This is a genomic window from Natronolimnohabitans innermongolicus JCM 12255, assembly GCF_000337215.1.
In the GTDB taxonomy this organism is placed as follows: Archaea; Halobacteriota; Halobacteria; order Halobacteriales; family Natrialbaceae; genus Natronolimnohabitans; species Natronolimnohabitans innermongolicus.
This window is the reverse complement of record NZ_AOHZ01000041.1, coordinates 1-15,739: the sequence shown is the minus strand read 5'-3', so window position 1 is coordinate 15,739 and position 15,739 is coordinate 1. Positions and strand designations below refer to the sequence as shown.

Annotated in this window: 14 protein-coding genes; 6 read left to right on the top strand and 8 right to left on the bottom strand. The window is 68.4% G+C overall.

The genetic code is table 11. From position 1 onward, the window contains the following. Positions 1-73 precede the first annotated feature (73 nt). Together C493_RS07740 and C493_RS07735 are read left to right on the top strand one after the other, a co-directional pair. Positions 74-787: a helix-turn-helix domain-containing protein gene (locus C493_RS07740; RefSeq protein WP_049889245.1), complete on the top strand. Its 714-nt coding sequence runs from the start codon at positions 74-76 to the stop codon at positions 785-787. A 107-nt stretch (positions 788-894) separates the two neighbouring features. Then, positions 895-1,527 carry a uracil-DNA glycosylase family protein gene (locus tag C493_RS07735; RefSeq protein WP_007258872.1) on the top strand — a complete coding sequence of 211 codons (633 nt, stop codon included), beginning with the start codon at positions 895-897 and terminating at the stop codon, positions 1,525-1,527. 4 nt (positions 1,528-1,531) lie between these two features. Here the strand turns inward: C493_RS07735 and C493_RS07730 are convergent, their stop codons facing one another. From C493_RS07730 to C493_RS07695, 8 genes are all read right to left on the bottom strand, one after another. After that, positions 1,532-2,905, bottom strand: a complete 1,374-nt coding sequence (locus C493_RS07730) for a J domain-containing protein (protein WP_007258871.1) — start codon at positions 2,903-2,905, stop codon at positions 1,532-1,534. Between the two features lie 145 nt (positions 2,906-3,050). Beyond that, positions 3,051-4,487 carry a DNA polymerase Y family protein gene (locus C493_RS07725; protein WP_007258870.1) on the bottom strand — a complete coding sequence of 479 codons (1,437 nt, stop codon included), beginning with the start codon at positions 4,485-4,487 and terminating at the stop codon, positions 3,051-3,053. Positions 4,488-4,568: 81 nt separating this feature from the next. Beyond that, on the bottom strand, positions 4,569-4,790 hold the full coding sequence (locus C493_RS07720; protein WP_007258869.1) for a hypothetical protein: 222 nt from the start codon (positions 4,788-4,790) through the stop codon (positions 4,569-4,571). A gap of 75 nt (positions 4,791-4,865) precedes the next feature. Next, complete coding sequence (locus C493_RS07715) at positions 4,866-5,618, bottom strand: tRNA-dihydrouridine synthase (RefSeq protein ID WP_007258868.1); 753 nt, start codon at positions 5,616-5,618, stop codon at positions 4,866-4,868. Positions 5,619-5,683: 65 nt separating this feature from the next. After that, complete coding sequence (cofD, locus tag C493_RS07710) at positions 5,684-6,676, bottom strand: 2-phospho-L-lactate transferase (protein WP_007258867.1); 993 nt, start codon at positions 6,674-6,676, stop codon at positions 5,684-5,686. 120 nt (positions 6,677-6,796) lie between these two features. Next, complete coding sequence (locus tag C493_RS07705) at positions 6,797-8,350, bottom strand: MATE family efflux transporter (RefSeq protein WP_007258866.1); 1,554 nt, start codon at positions 8,348-8,350, stop codon at positions 6,797-6,799. Then, positions 8,347-9,084, bottom strand: coding sequence for a TetR/AcrR family transcriptional regulator (locus C493_RS07700; RefSeq protein WP_007258865.1), 738 nt, complete (start codon positions 9,082-9,084; stop codon positions 8,347-8,349). The genes C493_RS07705 and C493_RS07700 overlap by 4 nt, the downstream gene beginning before the upstream one ends. 143 nt (positions 9,085-9,227) lie before the next feature. Then, entirely contained in the window at positions 9,228-10,781 is a 1,554-nt protein-coding gene (locus C493_RS07695; protein ID WP_007258864.1) for a hypothetical protein, read from the bottom strand. A 92-nt stretch (positions 10,782-10,873) separates the two neighbouring features. Here C493_RS07695 and ligA point away from each other — a divergent pair, with 92 nt between their 5' ends. The 4 genes from ligA (at position 10,874) to C493_RS07675 (ending at position 15,259) form a co-directional block, all read left to right on the top strand. Continuing rightward, positions 10,874-12,619, top strand: coding sequence for an ATP-dependent DNA ligase LigA (gene ligA / locus C493_RS07690; protein WP_007258863.1), 1,746 nt, complete (start codon positions 10,874-10,876; stop codon positions 12,617-12,619). Between the two features lie 103 nt (positions 12,620-12,722). Continuing rightward, positions 12,723-13,475: a hypothetical protein gene (locus tag C493_RS07685; RefSeq protein WP_007258862.1), complete on the top strand. Its 753-nt coding sequence runs from the start codon at positions 12,723-12,725 to the stop codon at positions 13,473-13,475. Positions 13,476-13,562: 87 nt separating this feature from the next. Beyond that, complete coding sequence (hisC, locus tag C493_RS07680; RefSeq protein WP_007258861.1) at positions 13,563-14,699, top strand: histidinol-phosphate transaminase; 1,137 nt, start codon at positions 13,563-13,565, stop codon at positions 14,697-14,699. After that, positions 14,696-15,259, top strand: coding sequence for an adenylate kinase family protein (locus C493_RS07675; RefSeq protein WP_007258860.1), 564 nt, complete (start codon positions 14,696-14,698; stop codon positions 15,257-15,259). The genes hisC and C493_RS07675 overlap by 4 nt, the downstream gene beginning before the upstream one ends. Positions 15,260-15,739: the final 480 nt, after the last annotated feature.

Sequence of the window (15,739 nt, the reverse complement as noted above, 5' to 3'; positions counted from 1 at the left end):
GCCAGTCGGAGTACCTGCAACGACCGTGTCGCCGACACCGGTTCGATCGGCGGTTCACGGGGAGACGCGATCGATGAGTATCATCGCGACAGTCGCCGTCCCGGCAGCCGAGTTCCCGCTCGGCTCCCTGCTCGACGACGACGACGACGTACGACTGACCGTCGAGACGACGGTCCCGACGAGCGAAGCGGTCGTGCCGTACTTCTGGGCGCCGGCGTGCGTCGCCGACTCGCTCGTCGACTCGCTGGACGCGGATGGAGCCGTCGCGGACGTCTCGCTCGTCGACGAGACCGACGAGCACGTGCTCGTCAAGGTAACGTGGAACGGCCGCGTCAACGGCGTCCTCGAGTCGATTCGGGAACGTGACGTGATCGTCACCAGCGCCGTCGGCTCCGCGTCGCGGTGGACCTTTCGCCTGCGGTTTTCGAGCTACGAGGATCTCTCCGGGTTCTACACGACCTGCCTCGAGAAGGATATCTCGATCGAACTCGTCCAGCTCCACGAGACGGTCACGTCGACGGGCGGAGAGCAGTTCGGCCTCACTGCACCCCAGCGGGAGTTGCTGGCGGCGGCCTACGACGCCGGCTATTTCGACGTGCCACGACGGACGACGCTCGTCGAACTGGGCGAGCAACTCGGTATTTCCGATTCCGCGGTCTCACAACGGCTGCGCCGCGGACTGGCCTCGCTTCTCGAGTCGACCGTCGCGGCCGAAGTCGACGACGAGACGCCGCCGGTCGCCGAACCGAGAGCGGAGGCCGGCCTCGAGACGGAACCGGAGTCCTAGACGTCGATCCGCGACGCGTCTCGGCCGAATCGAGCGGACCCAGGACCCAACCGGCATACCCGTCGCTAACCGTGGTGGTTATGCTCCTTGATGGGCTTTTCTCCCCCGTGAAGAACGTTACAGAGCGGACGAGCAACCCGTTCGGTCTCCGACCGCCGTTCGATCTGACCGGCCCGAACGAGCGGACCGCCGTCTTCGGCTACGGCGACGCCAACGCCGACTTTCACCTGATCGGCGATCATCCCGGCGTCCACGGCGGCCGCACGACGGGCGTGCCGTTCACCGAGACGGAGTCCGGCGCCGCCCTCCAGTCGGTCCTCCGCGAGACCGGCTTCGTCGACGGCCCCGCGGATCGTCCCGACCTCGAGAACCTGTACTGCAGCTACGTTCACATGTGCTGTCTGCCCGACGGCGAGGCGCCGACCGATCGGTCCTACGACGACCTCGAGCGGTTTTTCGACGCCGAACTCCGAGCGATCAACGCACACATTCTGTTGCCGGTCGGCGAGCGCGCGACCGATCGCGTCCTCGAGACGTACACCACGCAGCGAGGACGGATCGACCTCGAGATGCCCGCCCTCCACGCCACCGAGATTCGCGGTCGAGGATTTCTGATCGTCCCGATCCGGGAGCCCAGCGAGTGGATTGATACCGAACGCGACGCGTTAGCCGCGCGACTCGAGGCGATCCTGGGACGCGATTACCGACAGACGAAAGGCGTCGCGACGACGGTCGGCTGACGGGCTACCGACCGAACCGCTTTCGGATGGAGACCCGCAGCGGCAGGCTCAGTCCGCCGAGCAGCGGCAGGACGACGAACGCGAGGAGATCCGTCGCGAGCGTCGCCTCGCCGGCGGCGGCGAGTCCGAGCCCGGCGAGGGGCGCCAGCACGGGGACGACGTATACGTAGGACGGTTTCCAGCCCGGCCCCCGCCGCGTGTGGCGGATGATCACGGCGACGAGCATCGGCAGGAGCACCGCGCCGGCGAGCAGCGGCCCGCCGACGAGGACGGTCGTCGCGGTCACGGCGAGCGCGACGACGATCGTCTCGTCGATCGACACCGGCCGCCACGTCTCGCCGTCCCCGTAGGCTCGAGCGCCGAGTAACGCGAGCAGCGTGAGGCCGACGACGCCGGCGAGCGCGGCGTCCCACAGCGGCGCCTCGAGCGGCGGCGCGACCAGTTCCCAGGCGGCCAGATACTCGAGGCTGCCGTCGATCCCGTAGCGCTCGGCCGTAAGCGCGTCGAGCGCGGCGCCGGCGTCGGTGCCGGCGGCGGCCAGTTCGGCGCGCAGCGACTCGAGACCCGCCTCGTTTTCGAGTCGGAAGTGGACGAGGCCGCCGAGGTAGACGAGCAGCGACAGCCAGATCAGCGGCAGGGAGAAGTTTTGTCGGCGCCACCAGCGGACGACGGCGTTGTCGCCGAAGCGGCCGGGCTCGCCGTCGCGGGACTGCGAGGGCGCGCCGCGACTCGAACCCGAACTCGAGGCGGTGCCGTGGGCCGTGCCGCCGTCGGTGGTGCCGGCGGCTCCGGTCGCGGTGGCAGCCCCCGTTTCGGATCCCGTCCGAGCGCCGGCAGTACTCGCCGACGCGCTCGAGGCGGCGTTGCCAGTCGACGTGGTTCCGGTTCCTGATCCTGATCCCGTTCCGGCCCCCGCTCCCGCACGCGAACCCGTCGAAGCGGTCCCCGCCGATCCGGCACCGGCCGCGGAGGCCGACGCCGCACTCGAGGTTGCCGACGTCGCCCCGCTCGAGTCGGTTGCCGACTCGTCGTCGTACGTAAACGTCGTCCCCGACGCCGTCGACTCGGACGTCGCGTCGGCGCCGGCGTCGGAGCCGTCCGCGGAGTTCGCCGTCGATCGCCAGACGTCGGGCGAGGGGAGACCGCTGGTCCGTTTGGCGACGTAGTCTTGGTGACCGAGGCGGTCGTAGGCCTGTCGCTCGACCGGATCGCCGAGGATGTCGTAAGCCTTCTTGACGGCCGTAAACTGTGCTCTGGCCCGGTCGTCGTCGTTGTGGTCGGGATGGTAGACGCGAACCTGTTCGCGGTAGGCGTCCTTGATCTCGTCCTGAGAGGCGTCCGAAGAGACCTCGAGAAGGTCGTAGAAATCCTCAGTCATGTGAGCGTCGGGTGTTCGTATCGTCTGGCTTACGTTGTCTGCGGGGGATTATAAGATTCGTGATCGTTCCGTCTCGATTGCGTGTTGGTCGTCACTCGAGATAGTTGACTATTTCGGCCGCTGGCACCGTCTCGCCGACGAGAGATTACTCGTCGGAGAAGTCGAACAGCGACGACTGCCCGTCGGTCGGCGGCTCGGCCGGCTCCGTTGGATCGGTCGGCTCGGCATCCGAATCGGGTGCCGTCGCGTCGGTCCCCTCCCCATCCGTTCGGGGCTCGTCTCGTCGTCGTTTCCAGTCCTCGAGACTGGCCTGGCCGTCGGGATCCGCGGACTCGAGCGTCGGCGACGTCTCGGCATCGCCGGCGGTGGTCTCGTCGCCGTCGCTCGAGTGCGTCGCGGTCGACGACCGCTCCCAGCCGTCGAGGCTCGCCTGATCCGCGCTCGCGAACTCGAGGTTCGCCACGCGGACGCCGACCTTGCGGACGGCCTCGTCCGCGAACTCGCCGAAGAGGTCCCGGGCGATTCGGTCGACCAGTTCGGGGTCGTCGACCGGCCCCGGAAGCGAACGCTCGCGAGTGTTGACGTCGTACGGCGGCGTGACGGCCTTGACGCCGACGGTTCGGTAGAGGGCCCCTTCTCGCCGTGCGCGGTCGGCGACGGCCGCCGCGAGCGTTTCGATCTGCTCGTACTTCGGGTCGGGGTCGGAGACGGGTTCGGCGAACGCCGACTCCCGCGAGAAGCTCTTTGGGTCGCCCTTCGGTTCGACGCGGCGGTCGTCGTCGCCGCGCGCGCGGTCGTACAGCTCCCGGCCGCGCTCGCCGAAACGAGACGCAAGCGGCTCCGGATCGGCCGCCGCGACGTCGCCGGCGGTCTCGAGGCCCAGCTCCCGTAACTCGCGGGCCGTCACGGGACCGACGCCGTGGAGGAGTTCGACCTCGAGCGGGGCCAGAAACGCCCGGACTTCGCCGGGTCGGACGACGGTGAGGCCGTCGGGTTTGTCGAAGTCGCTGGCGATCTTGGCCGCGCTCATCGTCGGCGCGACGCCGACGCTGACGACGACGCCGACCTCGCGGCGGATGCGGTCTTTGACGTGCCGAGCGAAGCCGTCGGCGACCTCCCAGGCGGTGCGCTCGGTGACGTCCAAGTAGGCCTCGTCGATGCTCACCTCGCGGACGACGTCGGCGCAGTCGTGGAGGATCGACTGGACCTCCTCGGCGATCGACTCGTAGTAGTCCATGTCGACGGATCGGTAGTGACCGGTCTCCTCGGGGGTAAGATCGGGGTCGTGGTCCGCAGCGCCCGGGTCGAGCGCCGCGCGTCGGGGCAGTCGCTCGAGGGCCGTCGAAATCGCCTGGGCGCTCTCGACGCCGAATTCGCGGGCCTCGTAGCTGGCGGTGGCAACGGCGCCGACGGTCTCGCCGGGCTCGTAGCCCATGCCGACGACGACGGGGTCGCCGCGCAGTTCGGGCTCGCGCAGCCGCTCGCAGGCGGCGTAGAAGCAGTCGGCGTCGACGTGACAGACGATGCGCTCCTCCTCGTCGTCATCCGTCTCGACGCCCGGCAACACTGGCCCGTCGGACATTCGTATTCGTCTGGGTGGTTCGAGTGAATCGTTGTGAACGTTGTGTCCGACGGCGGTCGCGAATCGTTACGATCGGCGGCCCTACCGATAGATGTCCTGATACGATTCGCGAAGCTCCCGCAGCGCGATCCGCGCGCGTCGTCGCGAGGAGAAGCCGAACCCGACCGACGGACAGCCCTCGGTCGGACACGCCCACAGAAACGTTTCAGACTGCGGGTCCCTCGAGACCGATACATCCGCGTCGCACCGGGGACACTCCCACCCCCAGCGGACGTCGCCGGCGTACTCGCCCGGTCGTCCCATCGGTTCTAGCTCGTGATTGTATCGGTAGTTGATAGCGTGCCGGCTACACGCGTTCGGGCTTTATCCGAACCCGGCTTACTGCGTCGGGGTCGGCTCGCGTTCGAGATGTCGGTCGACGGCCTCGCGGACGCGCGCCAGCACGGCGGGGTTGTCGCTCGGGCGACCGACGCTGACCGCGTCGGCGCCGTACTCGACGTACTCGCGGACGGTCGCGTCGTCTCGGACGCCGTTGTTGGCGATGACGAAGAGCTCCGTGGCGTCGACGACGTCGCGGACGACCGACTCGGAGTCCATCGCGTCGATGTGGACGAAGTCGGCGCCCGCGGCCGCTACGTCCCGAGCCAGCGCCGGCAGGTCGACGCCGGGCACCTCCGCGCGCACCTTCGCGCCGACGGTCGCGCCGGCGTCGGCGGCCCGCTCGACGTAGTCACGGAGTCGCTCCCGGTCCCGCAGGAGCGTCTCCCCGCAGCCGACCGCACAGAGCTCGTCCTGGCGGCAGTGGGCGTTGATCTCGAGGAGCGCGTCTCGGTCGCGGCAGACGCGGGCGACCTCGCCGATCGGTTCGGGCGTTGCGCTCCGGACGTTGACCGCGGGCTGGATCGGCTCGTCCTCGAGGGCGGCGAGTTGGCGGTCGACGAAGGCGAGCGGATCGGGCGGCAGGAACTCGTTTCGGTCGCGCGCGACCAGTTCGCGAGCGGCGGCTCGCGAGTCGTCGTCGATGGCGATGCCGCCGAGGAACGCGGCGCCGGCGAACTCGGCGCCGGCGCGGGCCCACTGAGCGTCGGCTTCGCCGCTGAGGCTGGCGAGGGCAAGCGGCGGCGTGAACATACGTGAGCGTGATTCTCGAGGGGCTTGAACGTGGTTGTTCGCGATGTGTCAGTTGCGGCCTCGTCTCAGTCGACGCGCTCGATCGCGTCCTTCACCGCTCGAGCGACCCGCGAGGCGTCCTCGGGGCCGTCGATCCGAATGTCGGTCCGGACCGTCGGGCGGTCGAACGTCGCGTCGTCGCCCTCGTCGACCACGAACGCGTCGGCGAAGGGGTAGGCCGTCGCCAGCCCTTCGGTACTCGGCTCGGCGTCGACGGCCGCCATGAGGTCGCCCGCGGGGCCGGAGAAGGCGTCGTCGCCGAGAAACGGCGAGACGGCGACGACCGTCGATCGGCTGAGCGCGTCGGGAACCCCCGGCAGCGTCAGCATCGGACCGATGCTGGTGACGGGGTTCGACGGCCCGACGACGACGGTGTCCTCGAGGGCCTCGAGGACGCCCGGGGCGGGTTCGGCCGTCGAGGAGCCGCGAAACTCGACGGTCTCGACGGACGGCTCGCCGCGGTGGGCGACCCAGTACTCCTGGAAGTGCATCATCCCCCGTTCGGTGTGGACGAGGCTGGCGACGGGGTCGTTGCTCATCGGCAGGACATCGATCGTCAGGCCGAAGGCGTCGGCCAGCCGTTCGGTCGCCTCGCTCAAGGTGTGGCCCTCGTCGAGCAGGCTCGTCCGCGTGATGTGGACGGCCCGGTCGCGGTCGCCGATCGTCATGAACTCGGCGACGCCCGAGAACCGCCGCCAGTTCGCGAGCTCGCGGCCCGCGGTCTGGCGCTCGTCGGGGAGGTACTGCGGACCGTCGGGAAGGTCCGCGGCCGAGGCGATATCCGTCAGCGCGTCGTTCGTTCGATGCGTGTCGCCGTCGATTCCCCACCACGTCTCCCGATCGAGCACCCCGCCGCCCTGAAACAGCAGCGTGTCGACGTCCGGCGAGACGAACAGCCCGCCGAGTTCGATATCGTCGCCCGTGTTGGCGACGACGGTGGTGTCCTCCGGCGAGAACGCAGCGGCGGCACCATCCAGTAGCTTCGGCGTCCCGGTGCCACCGGAGAGGAACGTTACCATAGCCGACACTCTCGCGCGTGAGTACTTAATGGCTTCCGGCCGGTTCTGTAGCCGCCGCGCTTATTCGCCGTGATAACTTTCACTCGAGTCGATCGGTCGGCATCGAACGACGAGGGCGCGTCAGTCTCCGCTGCCGGTTCGATCGCTGACGCCCTCGGCGCCGTCGGGACTCTCGGCGGTGCCGGAGCCATCGGACGTCGCGACGGACTGGTCCGACGGTCGATCCTCCCCGACGAACGAATCGTCGAGCCAGTCGCCCCAGGTGAACCAGACCGTGGCGATACAGCCGCCGATGATCGTCGACGCGGCGAAGGCCATCCAGACGCCGCTCGAGCCGAACAGTTCGGCGCCGAGCCAGGCGAGCGGGAACCGGATCACGCCGAGCGTGAGCACGGAGATCACCGCGGCGATCATCGTCCTGCTGGCGCCGCGAAAGCCCCCGCTGTAGGAGCGCATCACGCCCATGAAGCCGAACGTAAGCGCGGTGTATCGCAGGAACAGCGCGCCTTCCTCGACGACCGCGGGATCGGTCGTGAAGACGGAGACGATCGGCTCGGCGGCGAGAAAGACCACCGCGCCGAGTCCGGTGAGCGTGACGAGCATGACCTTCGCTCCGAAGTGGTTCGTCCGCCGCGCTCGGTCGTGTTTTCCGGCGCCGATATTCTGACCTGTCATCGTCTCGACGCCCTGGGAGAACGCGATCGCCGGGAGGAAGATCACCGAGAAGACGCGGGTGCCGATCCCGAAGGCGGCGACGACCGTCTCGGGGAAGATGGCGATGATCACCAGCAGGAGGTTGATCGAGAGCGCCCGCGCGGTCCCCTCGACCGACGCCGGCGCGCCGATGTCGACCAGCCGCCGACCGTACTCGAGTTCGGGTTTCATCTGCCCGAGACTGATCTGGACGCCGTGGCTGCCGCGGAACATGATGGCGAGGCCGACGGCGAACGCCAGCGCGCGCGAGAAGACGGTCGCGATGGCGGCACCCTCGATCCCCGAGCCGGCGTAGCCGGTCAGCGCGTACAGTTCGGCCTCGAGCCCGCCCATGCCGAGGTAGCCGAACAGCGGGTTGTTCTCGAAGCCGAAGATAAGAAACGGATCGAGGACAATGTTGAGCACGACCGAGCCGAACATCACGAGCATCGGGGTAACGGTGTCGCCGTAGCCGCGCATGAGCGCGATGAAGACGAAGAAGCCGAAGACTGCGACCAACCCCAGCGAGTAGACCTCCATGTAGCCGGCAACCAGCGGTTCGATGTCGGCTTCGGCGCCGAGCAGGCCGATGACGTCCTCGGCGAACACGTAGCCGAACGCGCCCAGCACGACCGACGTCAGAATCGCGTACGAGACCGTCTGCGAGGCGGCGTATTCGGCCTTTTCGGGGTCGTCGGCGCCCGTATACTGGGCGACGAGGACGCTACCGGCGACCGAGACGCCCAGCGCGAGCGCGATGAGGAAAAAGACCATCGGGAACGCGAAGCTGATGGCCGCCAGCGACGTGGTGCTGTGTTGGCCCAGCCAGAACGTGTCCGCGAGGTTGTACGCGACCTGCAACAGGTTCGTGATGATCAGCGGAATCGAGAGGTAGATCAGCGGCCGGGCGATCGACCCGGAGGTTAGATCGAGCTCGTCGGGGGATTTGAAGATCGCCTCGAGGTGGCCGCGGATCGTCACTCGGGACCGCCCTCGCCGTTTCGCCGCGTCCGTTCTCGCGCTCGCTCTTTCGCTCCGTTTCGGTCTCGCATCTGATCGTCTTCGTCTCGTGTCTGTTCGGTCCCGCGCTCGTCACGCCGGTCCGTCTCGCGGGCGAATTCCGCGTCAGCTCCCTCGGCGAGCAACTGCTCTCGGACGTGAGTCTCGAGGGTTGCGTACGTTCGTCCGGGATCGTAATCGACGGCGACGTGTCGGACTTGCGCGCCGTTGAGAACGGTGATGACGAACTCGGCGGATTCGTCGGGATCGACGTCGGCTCGGATGGTCCCCTCGGCCTGCCCCTCCTCGATGAGCGATCGGATGCGATCGTACAGCAGCCGATCGAACGCCGTCAGCTCGGCCCGAAACCGGCCGTCGTACGGCGCCTGCGCTTTGATCTCGAGGAGCGCCGTCCGGAACTGGCGGCGGTCGTCTTCCTCCCCGGGCGAGAGGTAGGCCTCGGCGAGCGACAGCAGTCGGTCGGCGGCCGTCTCGCCCTCGAGCGTTTCGATCAACTCGGCGAAGCTGTCGGTGAGGTGGTCGAACAGCGCGTAGAGCAGATCCTGCTTGCTCTCGTAGTGATAGTGCAGCGTCGCCTTGCTCTTGGTCGATTCGTCCGCGATATCCTGCATTCGGAGCGACGCGTAACCGTGCTCGCACAGCGCCGTATACGTCGCCGCCATGAGTTCGTCGGTCGTCTCTGTCTGGTCGGTCATCTGGCCTCTGACTGTCCGGTCAGTCGCTTGTCCTAACTGACCGGCCAGTCAAGGAAGTAGCTTTGGGTTCGGTCTCACCCGTTGTAGTCGGTCTCGAGTCGGTCGAGACCGAACGACGCGTCGCCAAACGGCGCTCGCGGCGGCTACTCGCCGATCCAGTCGGCGAAGCTCCCCTCGAGCAGCGTCTCCTCCTGACGCCGGACGTACTCGCGTTGCATCCCTTCGATCGCCGTTGCGAGGTCGTCGCCGTCTTCGAGGCGTCGACCGACCTGGTGGTGTTTCCAACTCGCAGGCGTCACGCCCTGTCGGACGCGCCGTCGCAGCGGGTAGAGGTACTTCGCGGCCTCCGCGTCGGTCAGCCCGCGGTTGACGAGGCCGTCCTCGGCGTGGTCGAGCAGGTCATCGTAGAGTGCGAGTTTGTCCGTCGTCTCCTTTCCGTCGTTCGTAATCCAGGTGAGATCCGCCTCGAGACCGTCGCGCATCGCCGCGTAGAAGTTCTCGCGGGCGACCACCCAGTCGAGTTCGACGACGGGGTGCTCGAGCCGGGTGAGGCTCTGGAGGACGCCGGCGAAGGCGGCGAGGAAGGCGACGGAGTCGCGGACGGTCGGCTGGGCCGGAATCGGGCGGAACTCGATGCGGGCGTTGGCCGCGGACCGCGTCGGGCCGCCGAAGACGGGGCGAACCCACCGCCAGTAGGTGCCGTGTTTGCGCCGGAAGTGGGGGAACTGATCGTCGAAGCGCTCGCCGGGTTCGACGGACATCGGCACGATCGTATCGTCGCCCGCGATCCGGTCGATAGCCTCCTCGACGCTCGTCAGATCGCGAGGGAACCGCACCTTCCCCTCGCCGGTCGACGGATCGTTCAGGACGGTTTCGAAGACGCTGATTCGGTGTTCCATCCAGGCGTCGGCGAGGATCTCGTCGGCCGTCGCGTCCTCGTCGTACAGATCCGCCGGGAAGAACGGCGAGTTGACGCCGAGCGCCAGCAACGGTCCCGCGGCGCGCAGCGCGTAGTTGAAGTAATCCGGCAAGTCGGGGGCGTGGGGGACCTGATAGTGGGGCTGGATCGACGTGATGAGGCTCTCGGGCATCACCGTATCGCCCTGCAGGGAGACGTTCGGCGCCTCGACGCGCATCCCGGCGGAGTCGGCCTGATCCGTGTTCGCCATCGCGTGGTAGCGCGCGGAGTCGCTCATGTTGGTCGCGACGCGAACGGTCCGGTCGCCGCCGTCCGGCGTCTCGACCGTCCGCTCGACGCTGTCGGTGAGGTAGGTCCTCGCGTCCTCTCCCTCCGGCGGAATCGTCCAGAGCGCGTCACTGACCAGCCGCATCCCCTCCGACTGAGTGACGTTCAGCGCCGTCCGCAGGCGGGACTTGACCTCCGCCTCCTGGGCGACCAGCCCGTCGGCGTTCAACGGCTGCGGACTGGTCGTCATCTCCGCGTTGTGAAGCCCGAGCTCCTTCTCGAAGCCGATGAGCTCGAGCAGTCGGCGGGGGACTCGCCGCAGGGCCCCGTCGTCGCTCTTTACGGCGTAGAACTCGTACTCGAGGCCGACGATCGCCTGCGGGTTGTCGAAGACGCCCTCGTCGACGGCGTCTTTGATCACCGCGGCGTCGGCGACGGCCCGCTCGCGAAACTCCTCGGCGTCGACCGTCAACACGTCGGCGACCCGCGGAACGAGATCCTCTGCTGGCATACCACCGAGTGCGGCACGACCACCTTTAAACTCTGTCTCTCGTCTCGGTCGTCTCAGAACCGTTTTACCCGCCCCGACGATACTTCCCGTCGATGGAGTTCGCCACGTTCGCCGACCGCGCCGCCGCGATCGAAGCCGAGCCGGCCGACCTCGAGATCGTCGCTCGCGTCAGCGACCTGCTTTCGGACGCGAACTCGGATCTCGAGGTCGTTGCCCGATTCGTTCAGGGTCGGGTGTTTCCGGCCTGGGACTCGACGACTCTCGATATCGGCCCGAGTACGTGCTACGAGGCGATCGCCCGCGCGGCCGGACCGAACGTCGGCGGCGACGACGTCGAGGAGCGACTCGCCGAGGTCGGCGAGATCGGGGCGGTCGCCGCGGCGTACGATTTCGGCGGCCAGCGGGGACTGGGGGCGTTCACCGGCGGTGGTGGGGGCGACGAAAGCGGGGAAAACGGAAACGGCGGCGACCTCACCGTCAACGAGGTCGCCGAGACCCTCGCCGATCTCGCCGCCACAGAGGGCTCGGGCAGCCAGGACCGCAAAGTCGACCTTCTGTTCGGCCTGTTCAACCGCTGCTCGAGCGAGGAGGCCCGGTACCTCGCCCGACTGGTCCTCTCGGAGATGCGCATCGGCGTCGGCGAGGGAACCGTCCGCGACGCGATCGGCGAGGCGTTCGACGTGCCGACCGACCGCGTCCAGCGCGCGCTGCAGGTGTCGAACAACTACGGCCAGGTCGCTCGAGTGGCCCGCGACGAGGGCATCGACGGACTCGACGCGATGGACCTCGAGGTCGGCCGACCCGTGCAGGCGATGCTCGCCCAGGCCGGAACGGTGACGGAGGCGCTCGAGGAGTGGGACGAAGCCGCCGTCGAGTGGAAATACGACGGGGCTCGAATCCAACTGCACCACCGGGTCGACGGCGACGGCGAGTCGGAGACCAGCGTCTTCTCACGGAACATGGAAGACGTGACGGCGGCGCTTCCCGAAGTCGTCGAGTACGCCGCGAGGACTCTCGAGGAGTCCGCCATTCTGGACGGCGAGGTCGTCGCGATCGACGCGGACGGCTCGCCGCTGCCCTTCCAGGAGGTGCTCAAGCGCTTCCGGCGGAAACACGACGTCGCGAAGGCCCGCGAGGACGTGACCGTCCGCCCGGTGTTCTTCGACTGTCTCCACGCCGACGGCGACGACCTGCTCGCGGAGCCACTGACGGCCAGACACGACCGTCTCGAGTCGCTTCTCGCGGCCGATTCGGACTCGGAACCGGACCCGGACCCGGCGGACGTCGAGGGACTCTCGCTGCTCTGGCTCACCGACGACCCCGAGGAAATCGAGGCGATCGACGCCGACGCGCTCGAGTCGGGCCACGAGGGGATCATGCTCAAAGACCCCGACTCGACGTACTCGCCGGGTCGACGCGGTAAGCACTGGCGAAAGCGCAAACCCGACGTGGAGACGCTCGACTGCATCGTGACGGGCGCCGAGTGGGGCGAGGGTCGGCGCGCCACCTTCCTTGGCACGTTCGAACTCTCCGTGCGCGCGGGCGACGCCGGCGACGACCTCGAGACCGTCGGCAAGGTCGCGACGGGGATCACCGACGAGAAACTCGAGGCGTTGACCGAGCTACTCGAGCCCCACATCGCCGCCGAGGACGGACAGACAGTCGACCTCGAACCCGCGGTCGTCTTCGAGGTCGGGTACGAGGAGATCCAGACGTCGCCGACCTACTCGTCGGGCTACGCGCTTCGATTCCCGCGGTTCCAGGGGGTGCGCTCCGACAAGGAGCCGGCCGACGCGAACTCGCTCGAGCGCGTCGAACGGCTTCGCGATCGGCAGTAGCGTCGTCGGCCCGGCGGCGACCGACAGTCAACGATCTGGCACGCCGCTCGCACCGTTCGTGAGCCCGCACAACACTCATTGGTCGCGGCCCGTATTCGTCGGCATGCCCAATCGGAGGTCGTGTCTGGCGGCGGTCGCCGGATTCGGCGTCGCCGGCCTCGCCGGCTGTGGATCGAACGAGATGCCCGACGACGAGGACGAACTCCCCGGCTCCGCCTCGGCAGCCGAGGACGAGTCCGCCTCGATTACGTTCGGATTCGACGAACTCGAGCGCTGGCTGCCCGCCGACGCTTGCTGTCCCTTGCTCCGGAGTTACGAATCGCAGGTCGACGACGGCGAGTTGGCCGACGACGGCCGTCCGACCGTCGACAGCGTGCCGGCCCTTGCGAGCGTCGAGTTCACCGATCAGTACGTCGACGACGCGCAGGAACCGCCGGCGATGCACGTCGCCGACGGCGAGTCCGACGCCGACCTCGAGGGCGACGGCGACGCAGCGGTCTACGAAACCGATTCCTATACGGCCGTCATCGAACCCGCGCTGGACGCCGCGTTGCTCGCCGACACCTACGAGGGCGCCGCCGAGCGGCTGGTCGACGCCAACGAGGACGTAGGGAAGGCCTACGAGGCGCTCGATCTCGCCGCCGAGAGCCGTACCGTCGTCGACCACCCGGCGGACGACGCGAGCGTCGCGGTCTCGAGCACGGACGGCGAGAGCGGCGAACTCGCGGTCGTCTTCGAAGAGAATCCGCGGGATTCGGAGATCGACGCGCTGCGCGAGGAGGTGTCGACGCTCGGCGATATCGTCGCTACCGGCGACCGACTGCTCGTGTTCGAGTACGCCGTTCCGGGCTCGTGATCCGTTCGCGCGCGCAGTCTCGGCAGCGTGACCGTCCGCTGACCCGAGGTAAGCATCCTTAAGACCCACCACAATCTGGATTGGCGTATGCAACCGCGCGACCTGTCCGATCACGTCGCCTACGAGGCGGGTCGAGGCATCGAGGAAGTCGCCCGCGAACTCGAATGCGACCCCTCGGAGCTCGTCAAACTCGCCTCGAACGAGAATCCACACGGCCCCTCCCCGGCGGCCACCGTGGCCCTCCGCGAGGCCGCCTCGAGCGTGAGTTCCTACCCGAAAGCCGCCCACGCCGACCTCACGGCGGCGGTCGCCGACCGCTGGGGCGTCGACGACGCCCAGGTCTGGCTGGCAAACGGCGGCGACGGGGCGATCGACTACCTTCACCGGGCGATGCTCGAGCCCGACGATACCGTCCTCGTTCCGACGCCCGGCTTCGCCTACTACGGGATGAGCGCCCGCTTCCACCACGGCGACGTCGCCGAGTACGCCCTCGAGCGCGCCGCCGATTTCGAACAGACGGCCGAGACCGTCCTCGAGAGCTACGACGGCGAGCGGATCGTCTGGGTCACGAGTCCCCACAACCCGACGGGGTCGACGATGCCCCTCGCGGAGATCGAACGCCTCGCCGCGGAGACGGCCGACGAGACGCTCGTCGTCGTCGACGAAGCGTACGGCGAGTTCGCTGACCGCGAGAGCGCCGTCGCCCTCATCGAGGGCCGGGACGGCTTCGACGCCCGCGACGACGTGGCCGTCCTGCGGACGTTCTCGAAGGCCTACGGGCTTGCGGGCGTCCGCCTCGGCTACGCCGTCGTCCCCGACGCGTGGGCCGACGCCTACACCCGCGTCAACACCCCATTCGCGGCCAGCGAACTCGCCTGCCGGGCCGGGCTGGCCGCCGTCGACGACGACGAACACGTCGAACGAACCGTCGAGACGGCCCTCGAATCCCGCGCGTCCATGCGCGAGGAAATCGACGCCCACGTCTGGGACAGCGAGGGGAACTTCGTCCTCGTCGCCGTCGGCGACGCGTCGGCGGTCGCCGAGGAGATGCAAGAACGGGGCGTTATCGTCCGCGACTGCTCGAGTTTCGGGCTCCCCGGCTGTGTCCGGATTACCTGCGGCACCGACGAGGAGACCGAACGCGCCGTCGAGACGCTCAACGCGGTGCTCGACGACCTCGAGATCGACCCCGATTCGGCGGGTTCAGAGGTGTCCGACGCGTGAGACTCGCCGTCACCGGCACCCCGGGAACCGGGAAGACGACGGCGACCGAACTGCTCGAGGAGCGTCTCAGTTCTGACGGTGATAACGACGCCGACGCTGACGACGATCAACTAACCGACCTCGAGGTCGTCCACCTCAATCGCGTCCTCGAGGAGGAGGAACTCTACACCGAAGTCGACGCCGACCGCCAGAGCAAGGTCGCCGACCTCGACGCCCTGCGCGAGCACCTCGAGGGTCGCGATGATATCGTGATCGAGTCCCACCTGTCACACCACGTCGCGGCCGACCGCGTCGCGGTGTTGCGGTGTCGGCCGGACGTTCTCGAATCGCGGCTGCTCGAGCGCGGCGAGACCGAGGCCAAGGCGACGGAGAACGCCGAGAGCGAGGCGCTCGACGTCATCCTCTCCGAAGCGGTCGAGGCACACGGCCTCGAGTCGATCTACGAGATCGACACGACCGACCGCGACCCCGATCGGGTGGCCGACGCCCTCGAGGCGGTCGCGACGGGCGAACGCGAGCCGAGCGCCGGCGAGGTCGACTTCGTGGGGTATCTGGCGTGACGCTGGACAAGCTCAGACCGTACGTCTCGGGCTTTCTGGACCCCTTCGTCAAGGGCTTCGACCGCGTCGGGATGACGCCCGACGGGGTGAGCGTGCTGGCGTTCGGGATGGCGATACTCGCCGCGGGCGCATTTCTGCTCGGCGGTCGCGCGGACCCGATCTGGTACGTCGCGGCCGCGGCGCTGGTCTTTCTCAACGGCTGGCTCGACATCATCGACGGCGCGCTGGCCCGCGAGCAGAACGTCGCCTCCGCCGGCGGGGACCTCCTCGATCACGTCCTCGATCGCTACGCCGACATCGTCGTCATCGCCGGGCTGGCCGCCGGCGTCGAGGACTACTTCCTCGGCTTTCTCGCGGTGACGGGCGTCGTGATGACCTCGTATCTGGGCACGCAGGCCCAGGCGGTCGGCCTCGACCGCGTCTACGGCGGCCTCGTGGGCCTGTCTCTTATACACATCTCTGAGCGGGCTGGCAAGGCAG

Coding starts and splice junctions, on each gene's coding strand:
- C493_RS07720 (WP_007258869.1), bottom strand. CDS start 4,790: ATGGGACGACCGGGCGAGTACGCCGGCGACGTCCGCTGGGGGTGGGAG.
- hisC (WP_007258861.1), top strand. CDS start 13,563: ATGCAACCGCGCGACCTGTCCGATCACGTCGCCTACGAGGCGGGTCGA.
- C493_RS07700 (WP_007258865.1), bottom strand. CDS start 9,084: ATGACCGACCAGACAGAGACGACCGACGAACTCATGGCGGCGACGTAT.
- C493_RS07730 (WP_007258871.1), bottom strand. CDS start 2,905: ATGACTGAGGATTTCTACGACCTTCTCGAGGTCTCTTCGGACGCCTCT.
- C493_RS07725 (WP_007258870.1), bottom strand. CDS start 4,487: ATGTCCGACGGGCCAGTGTTGCCGGGCGTCGAGACGGATGACGACGAG.
- C493_RS07715 (WP_007258868.1), bottom strand. CDS start 5,618: ATGTTCACGCCGCCGCTTGCCCTCGCCAGCCTCAGCGGCGAAGCCGAC.
- C493_RS07740 (WP_049889245.1), top strand. CDS start 74: ATGAGTATCATCGCGACAGTCGCCGTCCCGGCAGCCGAGTTCCCGCTC.
- cofD (WP_007258867.1), bottom strand. CDS start 6,676: ATGGTAACGTTCCTCTCCGGTGGCACCGGGACGCCGAAGCTACTGGAT.
- ligA (WP_007258863.1), top strand. CDS start 10,874: ATGGAGTTCGCCACGTTCGCCGACCGCGCCGCCGCGATCGAAGCCGAG.
- C493_RS07685 (WP_007258862.1), top strand. CDS start 12,723: ATGCCCAATCGGAGGTCGTGTCTGGCGGCGGTCGCCGGATTCGGCGTC.
- C493_RS07695 (WP_007258864.1), bottom strand. CDS start 10,781: ATGCCAGCAGAGGATCTCGTTCCGCGGGTCGCCGACGTGTTGACGGTC.